Origin of the sequence: Pseudomonas sp. MUP55 (assembly GCF_034043515.1) — a bacterium.
Classification (GTDB): Bacteria; Pseudomonadota; Gammaproteobacteria; order Pseudomonadales; family Pseudomonadaceae; genus Aquipseudomonas.
This window is the reverse complement of the sequence record NZ_CP138214.1, coordinates 5,835,590-5,860,077: the sequence shown is the minus strand read 5'-3', so window position 1 is coordinate 5,860,077 and position 24,488 is coordinate 5,835,590. Positions and strand designations below refer to the sequence as shown.

At 59.9% G+C, this 24,488-nt stretch carries 15 protein-coding genes; 7 read left to right on the top strand and 8 right to left on the bottom strand.

Annotated elements, in window-relative coordinates; translation table 11 throughout:
* Positions 1-55 precede the first annotated feature (55 nt).
* From SC318_RS26505 to aspA, 4 genes are all read right to left on the bottom strand, one after another.
* Positions 56-4,642: a hypothetical protein gene (locus SC318_RS26505; protein WP_320429068.1), complete on the bottom strand. Its 4,587-nt coding sequence runs from the start codon at positions 4,640-4,642 to the stop codon at positions 56-58.
* Positions 4,643-4,752: 110 nt separating this feature from the next.
* Positions 4,753-5,742 carry an asparaginase gene (locus tag SC318_RS26500; RefSeq protein ID WP_320429067.1) on the bottom strand — a complete coding sequence of 330 codons (990 nt, stop codon included), beginning with the start codon at positions 5,740-5,742 and terminating at the stop codon, positions 4,753-4,755.
* 69 nt (positions 5,743-5,811) lie between these two features.
* The gene (locus SC318_RS26495; protein ID WP_320429066.1) at positions 5,812-7,263 is read right to left on the bottom strand and encodes an alanine/glycine:cation symporter family protein; all 1,452 of its coding nucleotides are present in this window, start codon (positions 7,261-7,263) and stop codon (positions 5,812-5,814) included.
* Between the two features lie 413 nt (positions 7,264-7,676).
* On the bottom strand, positions 7,677-9,101 hold the full coding sequence (aspA, locus tag SC318_RS26490; protein WP_017135792.1) for an aspartate ammonia-lyase: 1,425 nt from the start codon (positions 9,099-9,101) through the stop codon (positions 7,677-7,679).
* Between the two features lie 183 nt (positions 9,102-9,284).
* Here aspA and SC318_RS26485 point away from each other — a divergent pair, with 183 nt between their 5' ends.
* The gene (locus tag SC318_RS26485) at positions 9,285-10,196 is read left to right on the top strand and encodes a LysR substrate-binding domain-containing protein (protein ID WP_320429065.1); all 912 of its coding nucleotides are present in this window, start codon (positions 9,285-9,287) and stop codon (positions 10,194-10,196) included.
* A gap of 38 nt (positions 10,197-10,234) precedes the next feature.
* Here the strand turns inward: SC318_RS26485 and SC318_RS26480 are convergent, their stop codons facing one another.
* Positions 10,235-11,146, bottom strand: coding sequence for a zinc metalloprotease (locus SC318_RS26480; protein WP_320429064.1), 912 nt, complete (start codon positions 11,144-11,146; stop codon positions 10,235-10,237).
* A 376-nt stretch (positions 11,147-11,522) separates the two neighbouring features.
* Here SC318_RS26480 and purE point away from each other — a divergent pair, with 376 nt between their 5' ends.
* From purE to SC318_RS26460, 4 genes are all read left to right on the top strand, one after another.
* The gene (gene purE / locus SC318_RS26475; RefSeq protein ID WP_003195648.1) at positions 11,523-12,014 is read left to right on the top strand and encodes a 5-(carboxyamino)imidazole ribonucleotide mutase; all 492 of its coding nucleotides are present in this window, start codon (positions 11,523-11,525) and stop codon (positions 12,012-12,014) included.
* Between the two features lie 11 nt (positions 12,015-12,025).
* The gene (locus SC318_RS26470) at positions 12,026-13,111 is read left to right on the top strand and encodes a 5-(carboxyamino)imidazole ribonucleotide synthase (protein ID WP_124368859.1); all 1,086 of its coding nucleotides are present in this window, start codon (positions 12,026-12,028) and stop codon (positions 13,109-13,111) included.
* Positions 13,112-13,216: 105 nt separating this feature from the next.
* Positions 13,217-13,462, top strand: coding sequence for a GlsB/YeaQ/YmgE family stress response membrane protein (locus SC318_RS26465; RefSeq protein WP_005792540.1), 246 nt, complete (start codon positions 13,217-13,219; stop codon positions 13,460-13,462).
* Positions 13,463-13,539: 77 nt separating this feature from the next.
* The gene (locus SC318_RS26460; protein WP_320429063.1) at positions 13,540-14,076 is read left to right on the top strand and encodes a DUF3299 domain-containing protein; all 537 of its coding nucleotides are present in this window, start codon (positions 13,540-13,542) and stop codon (positions 14,074-14,076) included.
* Positions 14,077-14,118: 42 nt separating this feature from the next.
* On the opposite strand, the gene SC318_RS26455 is transcribed toward SC318_RS26460, so the two are convergent.
* From SC318_RS26455 to SC318_RS26445, 3 genes are all read right to left on the bottom strand, one after another.
* A complete protein-coding gene (locus tag SC318_RS26455; RefSeq protein ID WP_320429062.1) occupies positions 14,119-19,770 on the bottom strand; it encodes a hypothetical protein in 5,652 nt (1,883 codons plus the stop codon).
* A gap of 166 nt (positions 19,771-19,936) precedes the next feature.
* Positions 19,937-20,836, bottom strand: coding sequence for a D-hexose-6-phosphate mutarotase (locus SC318_RS26450; RefSeq protein ID WP_320429061.1), 900 nt, complete (start codon positions 20,834-20,836; stop codon positions 19,937-19,939).
* Between the two features lie 58 nt (positions 20,837-20,894).
* Positions 20,895-21,299 (bottom strand): acyl-CoA thioesterase, encoded by a 405-nt coding sequence (locus tag SC318_RS26445; protein WP_003176975.1) that lies wholly within the window; start codon positions 21,297-21,299, stop codon positions 20,895-20,897.
* Positions 21,300-21,704: 405 nt separating this feature from the next.
* Between SC318_RS26445 and SC318_RS26440 the strand changes: the two genes are divergently transcribed.
* Together SC318_RS26440 and SC318_RS26435 are read left to right on the top strand one after the other, a co-directional pair.
* Entirely contained in the window at positions 21,705-22,994 is a 1,290-nt protein-coding gene (locus tag SC318_RS26440) for an MFS transporter (protein ID WP_320429060.1), read from the top strand.
* A gap of 314 nt (positions 22,995-23,308) precedes the next feature.
* Positions 23,309-24,295 carry a phosphate ABC transporter substrate-binding protein PstS gene (locus tag SC318_RS26435; RefSeq protein WP_306490912.1) on the top strand — a complete coding sequence of 329 codons (987 nt, stop codon included), beginning with the start codon at positions 23,309-23,311 and terminating at the stop codon, positions 24,293-24,295.
* Positions 24,296-24,488: the final 193 nt, after the last annotated feature.

Sequence of the window (24,488 nt, the reverse complement as noted above, 5' to 3'; positions counted from 1 at the left end):
CGACAGAGACCCAGGCCAGGCAGCAAGTTGTGTGCCGTTGCCCGTCCAGATCAGCTTATGGGAAAAACACCCGCTGGGCTTGCGCCAGACTGATCTCGCTGCTGTAGAAGGCCACCCTTTGTGTCTCATCCAGGCCCTTGACGGAGTCAGCCGCCGCCCCCAGCCGCTGTTCCGCTACAGTTTTCAGGCGAGCGCTGATGAATGATTTATTCGGCGTCCAGTGGGTGCTGTAGTGAAAATGCGCATACCAGAGGACTTCGTGGGAGCCGCGCTCACTGATGGCGTATTCATCCAGATAGTCAGGGGTTTGGCCTTTGATGCGGCGACGGTTGACGGTTTTCTTTATCGTGAATTGCCCGTTGCGCATCAGCCACTCCAGAGCTGTCATTGTGGGAGGGCTGAGTTTGCTGATTCTTAGTCGATGCTCCTTGGCCTGTCGATTGAGGCTACTGACTTCGTCATTGAGTGCCTTGTTGACCGTGGCGGCAGACGGCATGTTGCTTTCGGTGGCGTTGCCGGCGGTGAGCGCCTCGTCAATATCAGCACTGGCCTGTTCCAGCCGCCTGGCATGTTGATGAAACATCTGCTCCACACCGATGGCGCTGCGCGATGGCTTGTTGGCCTGGGCCGTGGCACGCAGCTCGAAGGCGGGCAACTGGTCGATAAGCGTCTGGCCGGCATTGATGCTCGTCTGCAAATCGACGACGGGGGCGGACGTTGAGGTGCTGGGCAGGTGTTCAATCCACACGCCGGGGGTTTTCTCGTGGAAGGTGGCGACGATTTTTTCCGTCAAGGGTGAGCGGATATCCACCAGGTCGGTTTCCAGGCCAATCGGTGTCAGGCGCTGCTCCCCGATCAGGACCCCGTAGTAGCGGGTATTGATGAATATCTTCTTCGGTCGCGGCGGGGTTGGCGGTGGCGTCGCACGGGTTCGCAGCATAGTGCGTTCGGCCGTGAGCAGGGCCAGGTGGTGGCTGCTCTGTTTGTTGTACGCCTCGATTTGCTGGCGCAGGCGCTCAATCGGCGCGCTAAGCGCTTCGTCACTGAACTCCTCGGGAAAATCCTGCAGGCGCTCGTCTACGAGCTTGAACTGCTCGATCAGGCTGATCAGGCTGTCGATCCGTTCGTCCAGGCGGGATTCGCTGCGTTCTTCCAGGGTGTCCTGCAAGCATTGGATCGCCAGCACCGCGTGGTCGACGATACTGTCGATCGTCGCCCAGGCCATCGGCGTGGTGGCGATGGTTCGCGGATCCAGGCACAAGTCGCGGGCGACTGTGACGTTCAATGCCTTGAGCATATCGCTGGTGTAGGCGGGCAGCAGGCGCCTGGTGCTCCGGATCAGCTCCAACCCCTCGATGGACAGCTTACGCAATTGGCTGAAGCGAGTGTCGATGTAGTCCAGGTGCTGGATGATGCTCGGGGTGAGGTCCGTTATCTTCTGGGCTGTTTCAACCTGTCGCTCCTGGGGCGAAGCGGCCTCTTGCTCGATATGCCTCAGAAACTCCTTGTACACGGGGCTGAATTCGGCCTGGGCTTCTCGAAGACTGGCCGCCTCGAGGTCCAGTTGGGCTTTGACGTAGCCGATGGCCCTTGGCGCATAGTCAGGAGTCGGCGCATGGATGTGCAGTTCCTTGAGACGCTGCAGCGCGGTTTCATAGTCCTGGCGTTGGCTTTCCAGGGTTTGCAGGTAGTCCTGTCGCCGCGCTTGGGCGGAGGTTGAAGCGGCCTCGTCCATCTGCTGGCGGGCTTTCTGCAGCTCGCCCTGTGCGGTCTTTTTGGCCTTCTCGAATTCGCTCAGCTGCTTGCGCAATGTCTCGGCGCGCTGTTGCGCGAGCGTCTGCGCCTTACGGGCCAGGCTCTTGGGGCCGCCGCCGCGCAGGCGCAGGCGGGTATCGACGAACCAGCTGCCCTGGCGATTGGCAACCAACGGTGGCCCGGTACGTCGGGGTTGATGCGGGTCGACAATGATGACGCTGTCATTATCGTCCACCTTCACCTCGAACCAGCGCGTGCCCACCGGGGCGTAGTATTTCCCGTCGGCCGGGTAGAGGTCCCTGTAGGGGCCGGCCTCACTGATGGGCTCACCCAGGTCGGCCGGTTTGCTGAGCTTGAACCTGTCCAGCACGGCGCCAAGGCGCGTCGGGGCCTGATTCAATGCACCGCTGGTATGCAAGGATAGAGCGTGATCGAGGGGCCATTGCCCATCGCGGATGTCGGCCACCTTGCTCACTACCGGCGGCGCTTTGGGAGGGATGGCCTCGGGCGGCGAGACCTGCTCTGGCTCGGTCTTCTTCTCTGCCGGGCCGCGTGATGTGCTGCGGGTGAGGCTGTGCAGCGCCATGGCCAGACCCAGATTCATCAGCAGGTCAGCGAGGCGTTCCCAGGTGGCCTGGGTGTCGGCGTGATCCTGGGCTTCAACGAGTGCTTGCAGTTGATCCATCAATTGCCAGATCCACGCCCCGGCGCCGATGGCACTGCCAAGAAACGGCAGGGCCGCATTGAAGATCAGCCAGCCGGCGTGCTTGAGCGTCGCCCACCGCGCTTCGGCGTTCGACACGGACTGGCGGTCCGCCAGCGTTACCAGTGCATTGGCGTTGGCCTTGAACAAGGCCTCGAACGGGTCCCCAGTCAAGGTGCCCTCACCCAGCGACATGGGCCCGCTCAAGGTCAGCAGTTTGCCTGGGTCCACCAGAAATTCGACGACCGCCCAGGGCGATGGCAGCGTCCCCGGGAATACGTAACGGGCATAGTCATCACGTGCGCCATCGGGCAGCCAGGCCAGCACCGAGTCCCGCAGGCTCGCGGACTGCTGGATCGAATACAGCAGGTTCGCCGGCGAAGGGTATTGTGCCAGCGGCTGGTCGAGCAGGGGGCGGTACAGCAGGCAGGGACCGGCGCTCATGTCCCGGGGACCGATGACAAACATATTGGCCACCACATCCATGGACGCGTCGGTGCGGCGCTTGGGGACGAACGCCAACGGCCGGATCACAATGGCTTGCCCCTCGACTTGCCGATCGTTTTCCTCTCGCGCCATTACTGCAGCGACATACCGGTAGCCGCGCTCATCCAGGCCGGCCTCGTTGCGTATCTTGAGCTGCAGCGCCAGCAATGGCAGCTGAATGCGCAGGTGGCTGGCGTACAGTTGCTGGCGCCGGGCTGACTCCTGTTGGTCGCCAAGCAGTGTGCTCTTGACCAGGGCAGGGTAGGTACTGCCGATATCGATGCGGGTAATCAGCTCTTCCACATAGCTGACTGTCAGCCAGTCGGGAATGGTGCGGCCGTTGCGTTGACGCAGGATCTTGTTGCCCAGGGGCAGGGCAATCAGGTTTTGCAGCGCCAATTGCGCCAGGCTGAAGGTAGTGGTTTCGACCTGACCCGGCACCGTGAAGGTGCCCCAGATCACTTGGCTCCGTACCTCTATCTCGTAGGTGTCGAGCGCCAGGCTGACGGCATTGGTGTGACCGTCATAGAGCATTTCGGTCTTCAGCTTGTCGAGGGCGAACTGTTCAATGGTGGCGATGCCGTCCTGGTAGGACTTGCCGGCGTTGAGGCTGTGCAGTGCGGAAAGGTCTTTGAGGTGCCGGGAATAGGCGTCGAGGTCAGCAGCGCTGGCTTTTTGCAGCCAGTCGGGCAACGCCTGTTCAAGCCAGGCCATGTTGGGTGACTCACCTGTGGTCTCGCCGCGTGGACGAGTGGGCAGCGGCGCCTGGGTGCCTCGGATATCCGAGAAATCGAGGGTGCCGATGGCTTCGATCTGCATCGAAATCAACTCGCAGGCTTGCCAATCGAAAAAGTTCCCCTCGGGCTCGAACAGGCGCCACTGGAGTTTCCTGCGCTCGACGGAAGGAGCCAGCAGTGCGGGTACAGCCTGGTCGAATTGCTCGCGGGAGGTATATCGGTCGTAGCCCTGGAGCGGTGAGTAGGTGAGCACGACTTCGCTGCCGTTCTGTTTGCCGATCAGCACCGCGACGATGGTGTCAATGACGTGGGTTTTGGTGTCGTCGTCACCGACCTCATCGATATCCAGCACGTACGCGTGGGTGTCGTGGCTGTCGTTGAGACGGCGATCCTTCAGGTCGGCCGCGCGGAACAGCTTGCGTGCCATGACGCAATCGTCATGGCTCCAGCCAGGGATCGTGTCCACGTTCCAGGCGTCGCGCAGGATGTTGGACAGCCCACGCCAATGCGGGCCGGTGTGGCCGTTGGGCTGATTCCAGAACTCCAGCTGCAGGGCCTGATAGCCTCGCAGCATCACTGGCGCCAGATGGTTGATGATGCTGGCAATCTCATCGACGCGCACCGGTAAATGCACAGGTGGTTCGGTGATGGGCTGCTGGGTGAGGAAGTGTTCACCCTCGATATACAGGGCCGGGATGGCCAGCACCGCCTGCCTGGCCAGGATACCGGCCAGTGTCCCGTACTCGACGGCTTTGGTGACAATTCGGTCCCCGACGATGTCGCGTTGGGGCGTGCCGATCATGGCGATGCCTGGGTCGATGTCCACGTTGGGATAACGCACTTGCAGTTGCTCACGCAACAGGACGGCCGCGACTTCGCGAAACGAGGGGCCAAGGGACAGCTGGTTCAGCAGAGCGACCGTAGGATCGCGGGTGGTTTTTACTGCGGTAGTCGAAGTCATGGTGGATCCTGATGGGCGCGGCGAGGGAAACAACCCGGGGTCATGCCTCGGGCGTCACCATGCTAGAAAGCGCTTCATCAGGAGGGGCGGTGCTTATGTATGCGCCGGCGTCAGTCCAGTTCGCCACACAGGTTGACGGCCAGCAGCTGGCGGATCACGTCCGCCGCAAGACCTGCGCCGACCAGCGCGTTGAGTTTGCCCAGCGCGGTTTCCCGGGTCATGCCCGCACCCGAGACAACCCCTGCGCTGCGCAGGCGACTGCCCGCTTCGTACACGTCCAGCTCCACGCCGCCTTCATGGCACTGGGTGACGGCCACCACCACAATGCCGGCATCCCGTGCCCGTTCGAGACTGGCGAGAAACTCGGGGTTGTCGCTCGGCCCGGTGCCGCTGCCGAAACACTCAAGCACCAGCGCCTGAATGCCGCTGCCGAGCAAGCCGTCGAGTTGCGCGGGCGTGATGCCCGGCACCAGCGGCAGCACGCCGATGCAGGCTGGCGCCTTGTTCTGGCGATAATCCAGCGCGTCCGGCACCGATTCGGCACGGGCCACGCCGCCCTGGCGTTGCAGGTTGGCGAAAGGCTTGCGGCCGAAGCTGCGGATCTTTGCGCAACGGGTCGGCGCCAGCAGTTCACCGTGGAAGTACAGGTGCACACCTGTCGACAAGCCCTCACCGAGTGCCACGAGGGCGCCGCTCAGGTTTTCCCAGGCGTCGCTGTCCGGTACGCCGGCCGGCAGCATCGAGCCGGTAAACACGACTGGCGCCGGCACGCCCAGCAGCTGAAAGCTCATGGCGGCAGCGCTGTAGGCCAGGGTGTCGGTACCGTGCAGGATCAGCACCGCATCGCAGCCGGCCTCGACCGCTCCGACCACCGCCACACGCAAGCGTTGCCAGTAAGCCGGGGTCATGTTGGCGCTGTCGATCAGCGGCGCCATTTCGCGAAAGCGCCACGCTGGCACGCGCAGTTGTGGTTGGCTGGCGAGGTAGTCGCTCATCCGCGCTTGAAAACCCGAAGCGGGCGCCAGGCCGTTGGCGCTGGCCTGCATGCCGATGGTGCCGCCGGTGTAGAGCACCATGACGTTCTGGGCGGGTTGGGTCATTTGATTCTCCTGAACGAAAAACGCCGCGAGGCCCTGAGCATGCCCAAGGCCTCGCGGCGTGTCATCTGCTTAGCGTTGCGCTTGGGCTTCGAGTTCAGCAGCAACCTGCACGGCAGGGTCCGGCTTTACCGGATTCGCCGGCCAGGCCTTGCGGTCCAGGTCCAGGTCAGGGAACTGGCTGGAGTCGAATACCGGGGTCTTGATGCCTGCGGCGCGCTGGTTGTCGTAGTCATTCAGGATGCGCATGGCGATCTTGAACAGGAACGCCAGGGCGAACAGGTTGACGAACGCCAGCAGGGTCATGGTGATGTCGGCGAAGGCGAACACGGTGCTCAGGTTCTCGATGGAACCCCAGAAAATCAGCACCAGCACCAGTGCGCGGTAGCCCATCAGCACCTTGCGGTTGTTGCCGACCAAAAAGCGCAGGTTGCTCTCGCCCAGGTAGTAGTTGTACATGATCGAGGTAAACACGAACAACGCCAGGGCCACCGAGATAAACATGCGGCCCCAGTCACCGACCACCGCCGCCAGGGAGTTCTGGGTCAGGGCAATGCCGTCGCCTTCAAAGCCTGGGGTGTAGAAACCGGAGAGCAGGATCAGCAAGGCGGTGCAGGTGCAGATCACGAAGGTGTCGAGGAACACGCTGAACGCCTGCACCACGCCTTGGGCGATCGGGTGTTCCACCGACGCCACGGCTGCCACGTTAGGCGCACTGCCAAGGCCGGCTTCGTTGGCGAACACGCCGCGTTTGACGCCCATGATGATCGCGCTGCCCACCAGGCCACCGAAGGCCTGGTCGAGGCCGAACGCGCTCTTGACGATGGTTGCGAGCATGGCCGGAACATGGTCGAACTGCAGCACGATCACGTACAGGGTCACTGCGATGTAGACCAGGGTCTTGACCGGTACCAGCAGGTCGGCGATCGAGGCGATACGCTTGATCCCGCCGATGAACACCAGGCCCAGCAACACGGCCAGCGCAAGGCCGGTGTAGGTGGTGTCGAGGCCGAAGGCGTTATTGAGCGAGTGCGTCACTGCGTGGGCTTGCAGGCCGTTGAAGGCAAAGCCGAAGGTCACCAGCAGCAGGAACGCCATGACCATGCCCAGCCAGCGCTTGTGCAGGCCGTGCTGGATGTAATACGCCGGGCCGCCACGGTAGGTGCCTTCGGCATCGGTACGCTTGTACAACTGGCCGAGGGAGCATTCGATGAAGCTCGAAGACATGCCCACCAGCGCAGTGACCCACATCCAGAACACGGCACCCGGGCCACCCAGGGTCACGGCAATGCCGACGCCTGCGATGTTACCGGCGCCGACGCGGCCCGCCAGGCTGAGCATCAGCGCCTGGAACGAACTGAGTTGGCCGGAGCTGCTCTTGAGGCTGTCTTTAAACACCGAGAACATGTGGAAAAAGTGACGCAATTGCACGAAACGCGAGCGAATCGTGAAATAACCGCCGAGCCCGACAATGAGCACGATCAGTACTTTCCCTGAGAGGAAGTCGTTGATGACTTCGAGCATGGAGTGTTCCTCGCTGATTTTTCTAATGGCAAACGCAGGACGGTCCGACGCGTCGTATGGCACCAGGCAGTGCACAACGTTTCGACCCCGATCCTTTTGCGGGTGTTGTTATTCATGCGGTTTCGCGTGGTTCCCGGGCCTCGTTACCGACGGCCGCAGACGCGAGAGGGGCGGCACTATACCTAGGCGAACGTGATCCGTCTGCTCGGGCTGATTAAAGGTTTGTAGGAGCGAGCTTGCTCGCGAAGGTCTTGAACGGTGATGTGTTCCTCCTGATGAACGCGGTGCCCAGTAGTTTTTCGCGAGCAAGCTCGCTCCTACAGGTAAAAAAAGGGCCTGAAGAACGAGCCTTCAGGCCCTCAAAAGGTGAGAGGTGTCTAGTCCCTCAACCTGGTGAGCGGTGCAACAAACGCTTAGGCCTTCAACGGGACCAAACGTGGAGCGATCATGTTTTCGGGGCGCAGGATGTCATCGAGCATGGCGTCGTCGAGCAAGCCTTCCTCACGCACCAGTTCCAGCACGCCGCGGCCGCTTTCAAGCGCGATGCGCGCGATGCGGGTGGCGTTTTCATAGCCGATGTAAGGGTTCAGCGCGGTAACCAGGCCGATGGAGTGCTCCACCAGTTCGCGGCAGCGCGCTTCGTTGGCGGTGATGCCGACGATGCAATGTTCGCGCAACATGTCCATGGCGCGTTGCAGCAGGCGGATCGAGTCGAAGATCTTGAAAGCGATCAGCGGCTCCATCACGTTCAGTTGCAGCTGGCCGCCTTCGGCTGCCATGGTCAGGGCCAGGTCGTTGCCGATGACCTGGAACGCGACCTGGTTAACTGCTTCGGGAATTACCGGGTTGACCTTGCCGGGCATGATCGAGCTGCCTGGCTGGCGTGCCGGCAGGTTGATCTCGTTGATGCCGGTGCGTGGGCCGCTGGACAGCAGGCGCAGGTCGTTGCAGATCTTCGACAGCTTCACCGCGGTACGCTTGAGCATGCCGGAGAACAGCACGAAGGCGCCCATGTCGGAGGTGGCTTCGATCAGGTCGGCAGCCGGTACCAGCGGCTGGCCGCTGATCAGGGCCAGACGCTGCACGGCCAGGGCCTGGTAGCGCGGGTCGGCATTGATGCCGGTGCCGATGGCGGTGCCGCCCAGGTTCACTTCGGTCAACAGTTCCGGCGCCAGCGTTTTCAGGCGGGCCAGGTCTTCACCGAGGGTGGTGGCGAAGGCGCGAAATTCCTGGCCGAGGGTCATCGGCACGGCATCTTGCAATTGGGTGCGGCCCATTTTCAGTACATGCCCGAACTCGACGCCTTTGGCGGCGAATGCCTGGATCAGGCTGTCGAGGCTGGCCAGCAGCGCGTCATGGCCCAGCAGCAGACCCAAACGGATCGCGGTCGGGTAGGCGTCGTTGGTCGACTGCGCCATGTTCACGTCGTTGTTGGGGTGCAGGTACTGGTATTCGCCCTTGTTGTGGCCCATGGCCTCCAACGCGATGTTGGCGATGACTTCGTTGGCATTCATGTTGGTTGAAGTGCCGGCGCCGCCTTGAATCATGTCCACCACGAACTCTTCGTGGAAATCGCCGCGGATCAGGCGGGCACAGGCTTCGCTGATAGCAGCGTGCTTGGCTTCGCTGAGCTGGCCCAACTCGCGGTTGGCATCAGCAGCGGCTTGCTTGACCATTGCCAGGCCGACCACCAATTTCGGGTAATGCGAAATCGGAACGCCCGAGAGGCGGAAGTTGTTCACCGCTCGCAGGGTCTGGATGCCGTAATACGCTTGAGCCGGTACTTCGAGTACGCCAAGCAGGTCTTTTTCTGTGCGGAACGATGCAGCGGAGGACATGACGGAAATCATCTCGATATGGACCCGGAACTGGCCGGAACGCTGCGAATGCTAGGCTTGTGGAAGTTTTTGGGCCAATGCTGTTAAACACTGGCCTATGCACAAACGGCATAATGTTGATGTGACCCGGTTACCATGACGGGCGTGTGTGCCAAAATGGTGCATTCGGCGTGGGAGGCAGTGATGAACCTTGAAAGCAAATGGCTGGAAGACTTCAGCGCCCTGGCGGCGACGCGCAGTTTTTCCCAGGCGGCGGAGCGGCGCTTTGTCACGCAGCCGGCGTTCAGCCGACGTATTCGCAGCCTGGAAGCGGCGCTGGGGCTGACCTTGGTCAATCGCTCGCGCACGCCGGTGGAGCTGACGGCGGCGGGTCAGTTGTTCCTGGTCACCGCACGCACGGTGGTTGAACAGCTCGGCGAAGTATTGCGCCATTTGCATCATCTGGAAGGCGGGCAGGGCGAGGTCATGCAGGTGGCGGCCGCTCACTCGCTGGCGCTGGGCTTCTTCCCGCGCTGGATCGCACAGCTGCGCAACGAGGGCCTGAACATCGCCACGCGGCTGGTCGCCACCAACGTGGGTGACGCCGTGCATGCCCTGCGCGAAGGCGGCTGCGACCTGATGCTGGCGTTCTACGACCCGGACGCGGCGATGCAGATGGACGCCGAGATTTTCCCTTCGCTGCACCTGGGCAACACCGAAATGCTCCCGGTGTGCGCCGCCGATGCCGACGGCAAGCCGCTGTTCGACCTGGAAGGCGAGGGCAGCGTGCCGTTGCTGGCCTACAGTGCGGGGGCGTTCCTGGGGCGTTCGGTGAACCTCTTGCTGCGTCAGCGCGCCTTGCGCTTCACCACCGTGTACGAAACGGCCATGGCCGACAGCCTCAAGAGCATGGCGCTGGAAGGGCTGGGCATTGCGTGGGTACCACAGTTGAGCGTGCGGGCGGAACTGGCGCGGGGCGAGTTGGTGGTGTGTGGCGGACCGCAGTGGCACGTGCCGCTGGAGATTCGGCTGTATCGCTGCGCACTGGTGCGCAAGGCGAACGTGCGCTTGTTGTGGCGCAAGCTGGAAGGTGCAGCGGTAAACCCTTCCGCCTGACTTGGCCTGGTGTGCGCGGCCCGCACACGATCCGACCGTTACGGGAAACGCTCACTCCACCGGCGAATATTTTCCCTGTTCGCATCGCTGAAAGTGTAGCTGTTGCCCCTGAGCGCTGAAAAAAGATCACTTTTCATGTTCGTATCGAACCACCAGCCATCCTTGTAAACCACTTCGCTATCTTCATGGGTTGCGCCCAGCATGTGACCGATTTCATGGGCGGGTGTGGTATAGAAATTGTTAGATGCTATGCCGTAGTCACCTTTGTAAAGGGCCACGCCCTCAATAGAATCAACCACACCATCGGTTATGGTGCTCTCGGTAAATAGCAAGTGTTTCGGGGGCGGGCCGGCTTGGGCACTGCTCTGGTTTTCGCCGAGGTGTTCTTTCACTCTTTTTTCCCAGCCCTGGTTGGCGACGTTGAAGTCGCTGTGTTTGTAATCGTAGTTGGTGAGTTCCGGTGCCTGTCTTTTATCTTTCATTTCAATGATGACATCACGGCTTGTAATGAACTCAAGTTCCTTTTCCAGCCAACTGAAATAATCCCCATAGAATGAATAAGGTTGATGTTCCTGATAGAGGTCGTCATGTATGTATACGTTTATGACGAGCGGCTTTTTCGGATCAGTCCCATCGCCTGCTTCTGCCACGCTGGGTGTGTTCTGCAGCCGGGGCGTCGGCTGGTCTTCAAGGGATTCGTCATCTTCGTTCTGGTGCCTGCGATCTGCTCTCCTAGGTGCAAGGACTACCGTATGCTCCTCAATGTCCAAGGTCAGTGGGGGTGGTGTGGGAGCGAAGCCAGGTTCTTCCATGCGACTGAGGTCGGCACGGCGACGGGAAAGAATGACCGGGTTGCCGCTGGGATTGAGGGTTATGGATGGCGTATTTTCCGACCCTGGGGGGATGGGAAGTGTCGCTGGCGATACGGGTGAGGGATTGATTGCGCGCATGGGAATCTCCTTGATGAAACTGAAGATTAGAGCGGCTATCAGAAACTGAAAACGCAAAAGATGTTTATGAATATATGTAAATTGGTTTTTAACGAATTTTGATATGTCGGGATAATAGAGTGGCCAATAAAACCCGATGCGGATGCAGTGCAGGCGGTGTATTAACTTGGCTGACTTCTGGGTCAGTAAACGCCTTTTCCACGTCTCAAGACAGATGGTCATCCAAGGGGCTGTTTATCTGGATTATTACGGTATACTGCGCGGCCTTCGGCCGGTCCAACCGGCCTAAATTCGTACACCAAGCCACGCCGGATTTCCTGCGTGGCTTGTTGTTTTTTGACGCGCCTGCGGGCGCCCAGAGAGAAGAGGCACGACGATGAGTGCATTGGTTGGCGTGATCATGGGCTCCAAGTCCGATTGGTCCACCCTTAGCCACACCGCCGATATGCTGGAAAAACTCGGCATTCCGTACGAAGTGAAGGTGGTCTCCGCCCACCGCACCCCGGACCTGCTGTTCCAGTATGCCGATGAAGCAGAATCCCGTGGCATCGAGGTGATCATCGCCGGTGCCGGCGGCGCGGCGCATTTGCCGGGCATGTGCGCGGCCAAGACTCACCTGCCGGTGCTGGGTGTGCCGGTGCAGTCTTCAATGCTCTCGGGCGTGGATTCGCTGTTGTCCATCGTGCAGATGCCGGCCGGCATTCCGGTGGCGACCCTGGCGATCGGCAAGGCCGGCGCGATCAACGCCGCATTGCTGTCCGCCAGCATCCTGGGCGCCAAGCATCCGCAGTTCCATGCGGTGCTGAAAAAATTCCGTGCTGAGCAGACAGACAGCGTGCTGGACAATCCAGACCCACGTATCGCCTGAGGTTGTTGACGATGAAAATCGGTGTAATCGGTGGCGGCCAGTTGGGCCGCATGCTGGCGCTGGCGGGAACCCCGCTGGGTATGAATTTCGCTTTTCTGGACCCCGCGCCGGACGCTTGCGCGGCGGCTTTGGGTGAACACCTGCGCGCTGACTACAGCGACCCGGACCACCTGCGCCAATTGGCCGACGAAGTCGACCTGGTGACCTTCGAATTCGAAAGCGTCCCGGCTGAAACCGTGGCTTTCCTGTCGCAGTTCGTACCGGTGTACCCGAGTGCCGAAGCCCTGCGCATCGCCCGCGATCGCTGGTTCGAAAAGAGCATGTTCAAGGACCTGGGCATCCCGACGCCGGCCTTCGCCGATATCCAGTCCCAGGCGGACCTTGACGCCGCCGTCGCCAGCATCGGCCTGCCGGCCGTGCTGAAAACCCGCACCCTGGGCTATGACGGCAAGGGCCAGAAAGTGCTGCGTACCGCTGCCGATGTGGCGGGTACCTTCGCCGAACTCGGCAGCGTCGCCTGCCTGCTCGAAGGCTTTGTGCCGTTCACCGGCGAAGTCTCGCTGATTGCCGTGCGTGCCCGCGATGGCGAAACCCGCTTCTATCCGTTGGTGCACAACACCCACGTCAATGGCATCCTCAAGCTCTCCGTGGCCAGTACCGATCACCCGCTTCAGGCGCTGGCCGAAGACTATTCCAGCCGCGTGCTCAAGCAGCTCGATTACGTCGGCGTGATGGCGTTCGAGTTCTTTGAAGTCGATGGCGGCCTCAAGGCCAACGAAATCGCCCCGCGCGTACACAACTCCGGGCACTGGACCACTGAAGGCGCCGAGTGCAGTCAGTTCGAAAACCACCTGCGGGCGGTGGCGGGCTTGCCGCTGGGCTCCACGGCCAAGGTTGGCGAGAGCGCCATGCTCAACTTCATCGGTGTGGTGCCGCCGGTTGAGCGGGTAATGGCGATCGACGATTGCCATGTGCATCACTACGGCAAGGCCTTCAAGGCCGGGCGCAAGGTGGGTCACGCCAACCTGCGTTGCAAGGATCGCGCGACGCTTCAGGCACAGATCCTCAAGGTCGAAGCCCTGATCGCCGAGCAATAAGCCTGATCGCCGCGGGAACCATTGAGGCCCCATGTCCCTCTGATTGCAGGATGCCAAAGTCTGACTAGGCTTTGGCATGACTCACACCAATCAGAGGGAAATGCCATGGGTATCATCGGAACCATCTTTATCGGCTTGATCGTCGGCCTGCTGGCGCGTTTCCTCAAGCCCGGCGACGACAGCATGGGCTGGATCATGACCATCCTGCTGGGTATCGCCGGCTCCCTGGCTGCGACCTACGGTGGCCAGGCCCTGGGTATCTACCAGGCCGGTCAAGGCGCAGGCTTCATCGGTGCGCTGGTCGGTGCCATTGTGCTGCTGGTGATCTACGGCCTGATCAAAAAGAAGTAATCAGCCGACAAAGTCCTCTGCGCTGCGCAGGCGCAGAGGGCTAGAATGCTCGCCACTTGAACTTGCCGAGCCTTAGCATGCGCCGTCTTTTATTGACTCTCCTCTTGCTGGGCTCAGGCCTGGCCCACGCTGGCGAACTGCCGGAAACCGACTGGCTCGAGCTGATGCCACTGTCGGATCAGAAAGCCCTCGAGGCCATGCCCGAGATCGATCACAACTCCCCCGAAGCCCAAGGCACCTTTACCGACAAAGGCGGCCTGAAGCAGAGCAAAGGCTTGCCGGCGGTGATGTACTCCACCAAGACCGTGGCAGCCATGAACGGCAGGAGCATCCGCATCGGCGGCTATCCGGTGCCGCTGGAAACCGACGCCAAGGGCCGCAGCACGCTGTTTTTCCTGGTGCCCTACCCAGGCGCCTGCATCCATGTGCCGCCACCGCCGCCCAACCAGTTGGTGCTGGTGCGTTATCCCAAGGGGTTGAAGCTGGATGATATCTACACGCCGCTGTGGGTCACCGGCACGTTGAAGGTGGAGAAGGTCAACAATGACCTGGCCGATGCAGCGTATGCGCTGGATGCGGGGAAGGTGAGGGTGGTGAAAGAGTCCGACCTTTAACCCATTTTCTACCCGCATCCGTGCGCAGACATACGCCTTGAGTCATCCTGCCAACTCTGGGTAAAACACCCGCCGGGCCTGTGGCCAATCGATCTCTGCGCGGTGGATATCCAAGCGGCGGCCTTCGCGAGCGGCGCTGGTCTGAGCGTTTGCGTACAGCGCTCGCTGTCCCGGTGGTTTGAGATAGATTTTGGCGGGGACGGTGTGGGAGGCTTGTTCAAAGTGCATGTGACCGTAAGCCCACACGGTGTCTGCGATTTTAATTTCGAACTCGTCCAGGAAGTCCGGGACTTTTACCCAACGGCTGGTGCCAGGCTTTGGTATCTGCCGAGTGCCTGCCAATCGGTCAAGGGTTTTGCGAATGCGCAGGATGCCTGGTTGGCTTTGCAGGAACTCCAGAGCATTACCAGTGGGGGCTTGTTTGGAAATCAGCTCCCGACGCACCAGTTTCGCCATTGTGTTAATGCGCGCAGCGTTCTCCCTGAAATGGCGAACTTGCGCAACTAGACGTTGCCGGGTTGCCTCGTCGGTGACGGCGCTGCAGGCGGCCTCAAGGTCATCGGCTCCCTGGTTGAGTTTGATCGCGCCGGACCTGATAAGCGCTTCGGCACCCGCAGGTTCGCCAGACGGTTTGTTTCTATAAAACACGATAAGGTCATCATATTCCTTGATCGCGTCCTGCATTTTTTCGGCGGCGGCTTTGAGCTCCCTGGTGATATTCGTCTGGTTGGGAGTGGCAGTCGTACCGGGCTCTTTGATTTGGATGGAGGATTTGATCCAGAGCTTGTCCTCGCCGGGGTTGTAATAGGTGTCGATGCGCTGACCCTGGCTGTCAACGACGTCTGCGACATCGCTGTTCCCGGCTCTGGGCTTGGCGAGTACGGTTCTGATGCTGCGGGGCTGGTCGCCGGCGATCTGTATGGAAATGCGATCTTTTGGAACAGGTTTTGGACCGGCCGATGGCGGGGGTTTGATGGGCGGTACTTGCGACGTGCCAGGTTGTGATGGTCCGGGTGATGGCCCCGCTTTTTCCACCGGAAGTGTTTCCAAGTGGCCCAACATCCTTTCCAGTTCATCGTCCAGTAACGACTTCAGTACCTTGGTCTGTTCAATGACGGTGTTAACGGCTCTTCGTTTAGCGTCTAGAAAGGACTTCAACGTTCCAGCGGTGAGGTCGCTCTGATTCAGGGGCAGACCAGGCCCTGTCAGCCGTTCAATAGTTTTTTGCTGAGCCTCCAAATAGCCTTCCAGGTTATCAACGACTGCCGCGTAACGCGGGCTGAGGTTGTCAGCCACTTCAATGCCTTTGATCAGCCGCGCCCTGCCGAAGTCTGGTGTGGTATTGAAATGTGCCGGGTTGAATATTGGCGAGTCCATGTGCGTTGTGTGTATCAGGCCCAGTTCGTTGGCGGCCTCTTTGTGCAGCAAAGATTTATCAAATATCAGGTTTCTCGTGTTGAATTCGGAGGATTGAGTGGCCTGATCCAGCAGGGCTGTGGCGCTATTCAACTTCTGTTGCGTCTGTTCCAAATGTTCAGCCTGTTTCGCCTTGGCTTTTTTAAGCTCTTCGAGCCTTTTTCCGCCCGCATGTCCGCCTTCGCCCACGGGCGTCCAACCCCTCTCGCTATCGACAATACGGTGAGCAGGGCGTGTTTTGTCGCGGGGGTGAACGATATGGAACTCAGTGTCGCCGGTGAGGCTGTAGCGGGTTTCGATGGCGTACCATTGGCCGCGGGCACGCACATAGCTCTGCTGATTCTTTCCATCATAGACGCCGTTGGCCCGACGGCTGAATTCCAGGGTTTGCTCATACGTGACTGGCGCAATGTAGTCGTCAAGATCAGGCATGCGTTGCAGACCCCCATCGCCCAATGGGATATACCGGGGGCCGAACACAGTATTGGTCAGTGGATCGATCAGGCGATACTCAGGCAACAGATCGGTGCCGACACTGCGCATGGGAACGTGGTCGATGCCTGCTACGGTAAACAGACTGTCCTGCGTTTGAAGGGGTTTCCAGATTTGTGGGTCTACCGATCCTAGCGTCCGGCCAGTGGGTACAAGGGTTGGTTTGTTAAGCGCTTTCCTGAACAGCTCCAGGCCAGCGTCCACCTGGCGCATGGTGGCAACGCTGAGCCGCAATAGACTTAAGCCGCCGAGCTTGAGCAGAGCTGGCACAGCTTCCAGCGGGTTTAACTCTTTAAGAGCGCCCAGCACAAACGTTTTGGTGAGTGTTGCGAACCTCGGCAACGCTGCCTGAAAACTGATTTTTCCGGCCTGTGCAAGTAAGCGTCCCGAACCGCCGATGTATTTACCGATGGGAGCGGCGAAGGAGATCAGGTCGGTGAACAACGACAACCCTGCGCGCTCCACGCGTTGCGGATCTCCCGAGGCGATGTCCTCGACACCGCCCCAAAAAGGCACCAGCATTTTGGCGTAGAAGAGAAAGTCATCAATCGTTTCCTTCACCACCTCGTACATGGAAGTGTTGCGCAGAGCGGCCGATTTGAGCTGGGATTCATCCGTGTGAAATAGCTCATCGGCAACGATAGCCGCCAACTGTTGACTGCGTACTGAAGACCATGAGCGTGCGGCCCGCATGGACTCTGAAGGGGTCGGTGCCGTGGCGGGTAAAACGTGACCGATCTGCTCGGCGATCACCAGGCTGGACACGCCGTCCCGAGGGCGGTGGCCGTGTTGATACGCTTGCCAGTCGAACGGCATGGACGTCGCCAGTCGAAAGGTTCCTTTGCTCGGACGGCTTGTGCTGCCTGTGTTTCTTACAACAACATCGCCATCGATCTTCAGCGTTTGAATATCTGGACGCGCGCGGATGATTGCGGCCCGAGGGAACACCTCATAATAGCTTGTGCTCTGCTCCACTTGGGCCTGAATGATGAAGCCCTGGCGCCCTCTGGCGGCAGCGGTGTTCTGCGGGGTTTCTTGTCCGACCTGCAGGTCGCGAAGCTCCTGACGCAGGGCATACAGCGTTACCTGGCCGTTTTCGATGGCGCGACGATCAGCTACCGGAAGGTTGGGCAGCAAGGCTCGGATCAAGGTTGGGTAGGCGGCTTTGACACCGCTCAGGTAATCACTGAACCCCCGGTTGAATTCATCATCCGTGGTGAAGCGCCAACGGCCGGGTGGTGCTTTGGACAGTGTTTCGGTTGCCTGGATGATGTCGCGTTCTTGCTGCTCCAAGGCTTCCACGGCCAATTGAATTTCTTCAGGCAGGAACTCGGTTTTTTCAGTCGTCAGTACACCGTTGGCTGTGGCCCATTCCAGCGTGGGCCCCAATCTGGCCAACGAGAGGACCAGTTGTTGTTCGGGTGTCGCTGCCTGGCTTGTTGTCGCCACTAACCCGAGCAATTGCTGGAAGGTCATGTGTTGCGCAGCGTCGGGTGCTATGGCTTGCGCAAGTATCACGCCAGCCTTGAAATTCACCCAGGTGATGGAGCTGGCGTAATGCAGGTCGTCGGGAATGTCTTTCACCCAGATTTCCGCAGCAGAAGCCTGCTGCAGCAGGCGCATGACCATTTGCACACCGCCGGGGGTGAGTTGGTGGTTCTGGGCCAGGGAATTCTCGATTTGTTGGCGTATATAGCTATAGCGGCGGCCCCAGTGCAGTGGCGTCGCTATTTCTTTTCCCGCGACGGTCGATCGAGCATTGTCCGTCGGGCGCTCAAGATGTAGCCAAAGTGTGCGCCAGACCAAGTCGCGCAGCACTTTTACCGGTGGTGTTTCATCTTCGGTGGTATACCAGCCCAGTGCGTTGACCAGCTGTTTGCCAAACTCCAGGCATTGCCGGGTATTGAGCCATTCTTCGAGCACCACTGTCGGTGTCCTTAACGCCTTTGCTTCGCGCTCTGGCGTCAAAAAGTATTCGGTCAGTTGCGTGAATATCGAACGGTTACCGGGCAATTGACGTTGAGAAAGGCGACTTTGCAGGTTGGCATCTCCTTGCTTGTCGATGACGTCATCAAAAGGCAGCCTGCCTTCATCCATATCCAGCGATAGCGTGGCGGCGCGCTCTTGCAGCCGCTCAATGACGAGTGAGGGCAGGCTGTCGACGGCGATGTGGACACCATAGAACTTGAGTGCCAGATCAAGCCGAACCGTACCGTCTTCTCGAATACCATCACCCACGTCGCGCCGCGCCGCTATCAGCACTTGGACGTCATGGTGCCAGTACGCTGGTACCTCGCTCAGGGGGAGTAGCAAGCCTTGAATGGTAAAGCGGGTCAGCGGCGAATCCACAACAGCCGGCAGGGTACTGACGAGCTGCCCGAGCGTGTCCCAGAACGACCAGTCGCCCTGGGTTTCGTTCGACCGCTTACTCAGCCAGGCTGCGAAGTCCGTGTCATCCTTGAGTTTCTTCAACACGTCCACTGCCCGTACGCAGGCGTTGTACAGCGGTGATTGGTAATGAGGTGTGAAGAACTGGTGTGCCAGTGGCTGTGGTGCAGCCTGTGTTTGAAGGGTTTTCAACTGTGCCAGCAAGCCAGTGAAATCCTTTGAGCGGTCGGTGTTGAGCTGTATCAACCGTTGCTGAACAGCGGAGGCCGCCTTTCTGCGCTTTGCGCTGAGGGCCAAGAGTTTGCGGGCGTATCGCTTGATGGCCTCGTTGAAGTTCAGCAGCGGTGCAAGATCGACCGCCTGGTCGATTGTCTTGATTACGTCCACTGGTGTGTTACGGCTAACGGCCCAGTGGTGCTCTATATCCTGGCTTTGCTTGTCAATTAGCAGGTTGACCTGACGGTTGAAGAAATGCTCAACCGCAGTGACAGGCATCAGGTTGACACGCGTCCTGGGCGTCAAACGTTCAAACGCCGAATGTTGACGATGAGCAATGCAGGCCATTAGACGTTGACGCTTATGCGCCGTGTTTAAGAGATTCACCAGATCCGTCTCCAGTTCTGTCGGGCTGGTGAACTCGGCCAGGCGTTGGCCTGGCAGGTAGAGCACCGTGGGGTTGGGTGTGCGCTGTTCGTCCGGTGGCCAGGTGCTTATGGCGAATGCACCGACCAACGCCATTGCATCAGTGTGCGTTGGGTCTTGTAGGCTGAGATCAAAGACATTCAGCGTTTCTGGCGGCGGGTCTGAACTCAGTTGCCGGACCAGTGCGACGCTGGCGGGCTCGAGTGAAGCCGTTTCGAATCGCAATGACGCCTCGCACTGGATCAAAAGCGCGACGGCTTGCGCTATAAGGCTTCGACGAGGTTGCTGGGTTGCGCTGTGATTGGAGTCCCAGAACCGGTTGAGTTGGTTCAGATAGGACTCAGGCCCCAGCAATTTGCCTATCAGGGTTCTGATCGCTATATGGCTAGCGTCATCAAGTCGGGTAAACGCATTGTTTTTATAGCGATAGAGGTCGCTGCGCAGCGTGTAATACGCCGGAATCCGACAGGTGTGGAGAGCGTCGTTCACCAGTGTTATCAACGCCCTGTCCATTTCAGTGGGCGGACCGGCCAACGAGTCCTCTGGGTTCTTCAGGTAGATATGCAGCGTTGCATGCCGGTCAAACAATTCGGTAAATGTTTCCAACACCAGCTTATCTGCGCAAAAGGCCATTGAGGGCTGCTCACGAACGGTCTCACTGAGCGTGTCGTTCCACTGGGATGCGAGTTGGGCGATGTCGGAGGGTGTTTGCAGCGCGACTTCGTGGGGAGAGGGGGTCATGTTGATGCCTGCCATGGATGCGGTTTGGGCACCATAACGAGGCTGCTTAAGTATGAGGTCTTACATAAGTATGTCGTAACCCAACGTACCAACGGGTCAGCATGCCTGACCCGCACTCATCACTAGGGCCAACACCTTGAGGCTGGCTGCTTGAACGAATCAAGGAGGCCAGCCATCAAGTTCAGGAGGGTATGGCAGCGATACTGACCTTCAGCGTGTGGCTTTCACCCGGCGCCAACACCACTACATCATCCAGCACATTCGCCGTCTCGATGCACAGCATTCCCTGCCAGCCATCGTCGGCCATGTCGTCGAAAGCCTTGGCGCGTTCGGTCCAGGGGTTCCAGATCACGGTGGATTTGGAGCCCTCTGCAGTGAGCTGGATGCGGCGCTGCCAGTCTTGATCGACAATGCTCAGCTGAGCCGGCGTATCCAGGTAGATGCGATCGGTCTCGGCAGTGAAATGCAGAGGGCCGGATTGGGTCTTCTCGGCCCAGCCGTCGGCCGTGTCGATATAAGCCGACCCGTCCAGCCCTTCGACCTGCACGTTACGCACATCGCTGACGGCGAAGTAGGTGTGCAGTGCCTGGCTGAGCGTTACGGTGTCAGTGCCATGGTTATGGCTGGTCAAGCGGATGTGCAGCTGATCGTCCAGGAGCAGACTCAGTTTCAGTTCGACTTGATGAGGCCATCCAGGGAAACCACCCGGCGGTACCGGCAATACCAGGTCAACGCGCAACGCTTGGCCTTCGAGTGCGGTCGCGGCCAAGTCCCACAGCGCCGTACGCACAAAACCATGAGCCCCGGCCGGTTGATCGCTCTGACGCATCGCCTGGACACTGTGCGGGTTGCGGTCGAATACCCCAAACCATGGCCAGCAAATCGGTACGCCGGTACGGATGCCTTTGCCTTGTTTGAATACAGCTTCAGGGTTCGGCCAGATCAGCGGCTGCTCGCCGTCGCGCTGGTAACTGAAGATATGCGCGCCTTGTTGGGCCAGCATCAATTCGGCGCCGTTGTGGCGGATGCGCCAGCAGTCCAGCTCGTCGATTTTCACGGTTTCAACGTGGGGCGTCGGCATAACAAAGCACTCTCAATGGCAGGCAATGGGGCAATTGACCGTCAAAACGTCGCGATGTTTAACGCGCGCGCGACGGAACCGAGCGCGTGCGGCCGCTGCCATCGATGGCGACGAACACGAATACCGCCTCGGTCACCTTGCGCCATTCGCTGGACAGCGGGTCGTCGCTCCACACTTCGACCATCATCTGGATCGAGCTGCGGCCGATTTCCAGGGCCTGGGTATAGAAGGACAACTGCGCGCCCACCGCGACCGGTACCAGGAAGGCCATGCGATCAATGGCCACGGTGGCCACACGCCCGCCTGCAACCTTGCTGGCCATGGCCGTGCCGGCCAGGTCCATCTGCGCGACCAGCCAGCCACCGAATATATCGCCAAAGCCGTTGGTTTCACGCGGAAGCGCGGTGATTTGCAGGGCGAGATCGCCTTGCGGGATTGGATCTTCTTGTTCGAGTTCGATCATGCCGAGGGTGCCTCTGACCCGTAACGCTTCATGGGTATTTCAAGTGGATAGCCGTCTTCTGGAAAAACGTTTCAGCACCAACATACACCGCTCGATGCGTTTCTCGTAAGGCGAACTAAAGGGAAACTCTGCCAAATCGGCTGGATGGCGCCCAACAGCGTTTTGGCACAGCAGCCCCTCAAGCTTGGGGTTCTTGCGCTTGCACGGGCGAGTATATCGGGACGCTGGCGCGACGACGACCACCTGAGGCTCATTTGGTCGGTAAATAGAGGCTGTATCTGGGCTTTTGCGCGCAACTGTGCTCATGGCGCTGTGCTTTTTCAAACGATTTGCTATCTTGCCAAACCCGCCGCAAGTCACGGGCGTGCAGTCCTTTACGATGATTACTATAAGAGAAGCCTTGCCATGTCCTCCGTGCCCGCAAGCAGCGCGCAACCGTCGCGCCCGCTGACCCGCAACGACTACAAGACCCTGTCGCTGTCTGCCTTGGGCGGGGCGCTGGAATTCTACGACTTCATTATTTTCGTGTTTTTCGCCACCGTGGTCGGGAAACTGTTCTTCCCCGTCGACATGCCCGAATGGCTGCGCATGATGCAGACGTTCGGCATTTTCGCTGCCGGCTATCTGGCGCGCCCGCTGGGCGGCATCATCATGGCGCACTTCGGCGACCTGCTGGGCCGCAAGAAAATGTTCACCCTGAGCATCTTCATGATGGCCGTGCCGACCCTGATCATGGGCCTGCTGCCGACTTACGCGCAGATCGGCCTGTGGGCGCCGCTTTTGCTGCTGCTGATGCGCATCATCCAGGGCGCGGCGATTGGCGGCGAGGTGCCCGGCGCCTGGGTATTTGTTTCCGAACACGTACCGCCACGCCATATCGGCTATGCCTGCGGCACCCTGACCAGCGGCCTCACCGCCGGCATCCTGCTGGGTTCGCTGGTGGCCACCGCTATCAACTCGATCTACAGCCCGGAGCAGGTGTCGGATTTCGCCTGGCGGATTCCGTTCCTGCTGGGCGGTGTGTTCGGTTTGCTGTCTGTGTACCTGCGCCGCTGGCTGCATGAAACGCCGATCTTCGCCGAAATGCAGCAGCGCAAGACCCTGGCCGCCGAGCTGCCGTTGCGTGCAGTACTGCGTGATCACCGTGGCGCCATCGTGTTGTCGATGCTGCTGACCTGGCTGCTGTCGGCCGGCGTCGTGGTGGTCATCCTGATGACCCCGACCGTGCTGCAGACCGTCTACCACTTCAGCCCCACCGTTGCGTTGCAGGCCAACAGCCTGGCCATCGTCACCCTGAGCCTGGGGTGCATCGCCTCCGGCGCACTGGCTGACCGCTTCGGTGCCGGCCGGGTGCTCATCACCGGTTGCGCATTGCTGCTGGCGACGTCCTGGACGCTGTATCACAGTCTGATGGCCCATCCGGACTGGCTGTTCCCGCTGTACGCCCTGACCGGCCTGTTTGTCGGCACCATCGGTGTGGTGCCGTACGTGATGGTCAAGGCATTCCCGCCGGTGGTGCGCTTCAGTGGCTTGTCGTTTTCCTACAACGTGGCCTACGCCGTGTTCGGCGGACTGACGCCGCTGGCGGTGTCGCTGCTGATGAAGGAGAGCCCGATGGGGCCGGCCTACTATGTTGCCGTGCTTTGCGTGATGGGCATGGTGGTCGGTGGCTACCTGTGGAAACGCGGTCGGTAAACAGATCCGTTCGTGGCGAGGGAGCTTGCTCCCGCTGGGGCGCGCAGCGGCCCTGAAAAATGGGCCTGCTGCGCAGTCCAGCGGGAGCAAGCTCCCTCGCCACAACGAATGTGCTTAAGCAATGATTACAGTGTGTTTCTGAATTACCGTATTCCTGCGTGTCACCCCCGCGTTTGCAAGCCTTCCCCTGCTCATAAGCCTTCGCTGCCCATGCTGGCCTTTCATCTAATTGTCACATTCCAGACATAGAGTGTTCACACGGCCTACCGATACTTGGCCCCGATCCAACTATCCCTATCTGCTAGGAGTAAGGCATGAAACTGAAGCGTTTGATGGCGGCAATGACGTTTGTCGCTGCTGGCGTTGCAACTGCCAACGCGGTGGCTGCTGGTGTTGACCCGGCTATCCCGGCTTACGTGAAGACCACTGGTGTGTCGGGCAACTTGTCCAGCGTCGGTTCCGATACCCTGGCCAACCTGATGACCCTGTGGGCCGAGGGTTACAAAAAGGAATACCCGAACGTCAACATCCAGATTCAAGCTGCCGGCTCCGCCACCGCGCCACCTGCGCTGACTGAAGGCACCTCCAACCTGGGCCCGATGAGCCGCAAGATGAAGGACACGGAACTGGCGGCCTTCGAGCAGAAGTACGGTTACAAGCCAACCGCTATCCCGGTTGCCGTGGATGCCCTGGCGGTGTTCGTGCACAAGGACAACCCGATCCAGCACCTGACCATGGAACAGGTCGACGCGATCTTCTCCTCGACGCGCCTGTGCGGCAGCAAAGCCGACGTGAAAACCTGGGGCGACCTGGGCGTGACCGGCGACCTGGCCAACAAGCCAGTGCAACTGTTCGGTCGTAACTCGGTATCCGGCACCTACGGCTACTTCAAGGAAGAAGCCCTGTGCAAAGGCGACTACAAGCCTAACGTGAACGAACAGCCGGGCTCGGCGTCGGTCGTGCAGTCCATCAGCTCCTCGCTGAACGGCATCGGTTACTCGGGCATCGGTTACAAGACCGCCAGCGTGAAGACTGTGCCATTGGCCAAGAAAGGCAGCACTGACTTCATCGAAGACACCGAAGAAAACGCCCTGAACGGCAAGTACCCGCTGTCGCGTTTCCTCTACGTGTATGTCAACAAAGCCCCGAACAAGCCTCTGGCCCCGCTGGAAGCCGAGTTCGTGAAACTGGTGCTGTCTAAGCAGGGCCAGGAAGTTGTGGTCAAGGACGGCTACATCCCACTGCCAGCCAAAGTTGCCGCCAAGGCCCTGGCTGACCTGGGTTTGAAAGAAGGCAACTAAGCCTGGTGTAGCAGCGAGCCCTGTGGGAACACGCCAATTGGCGCCCACACGAGCTCCCTGCACCCCTCATTTTTTTGTCCGCTGCCAGCTTTGCTACGCGGCGGATTTCTTGCGTCACTGCATTGTCATCTTTCTGTCATACAGGATCGCTAGGGTGTGCGCATGAATGATCTGGCCAATTCCACCATGACGA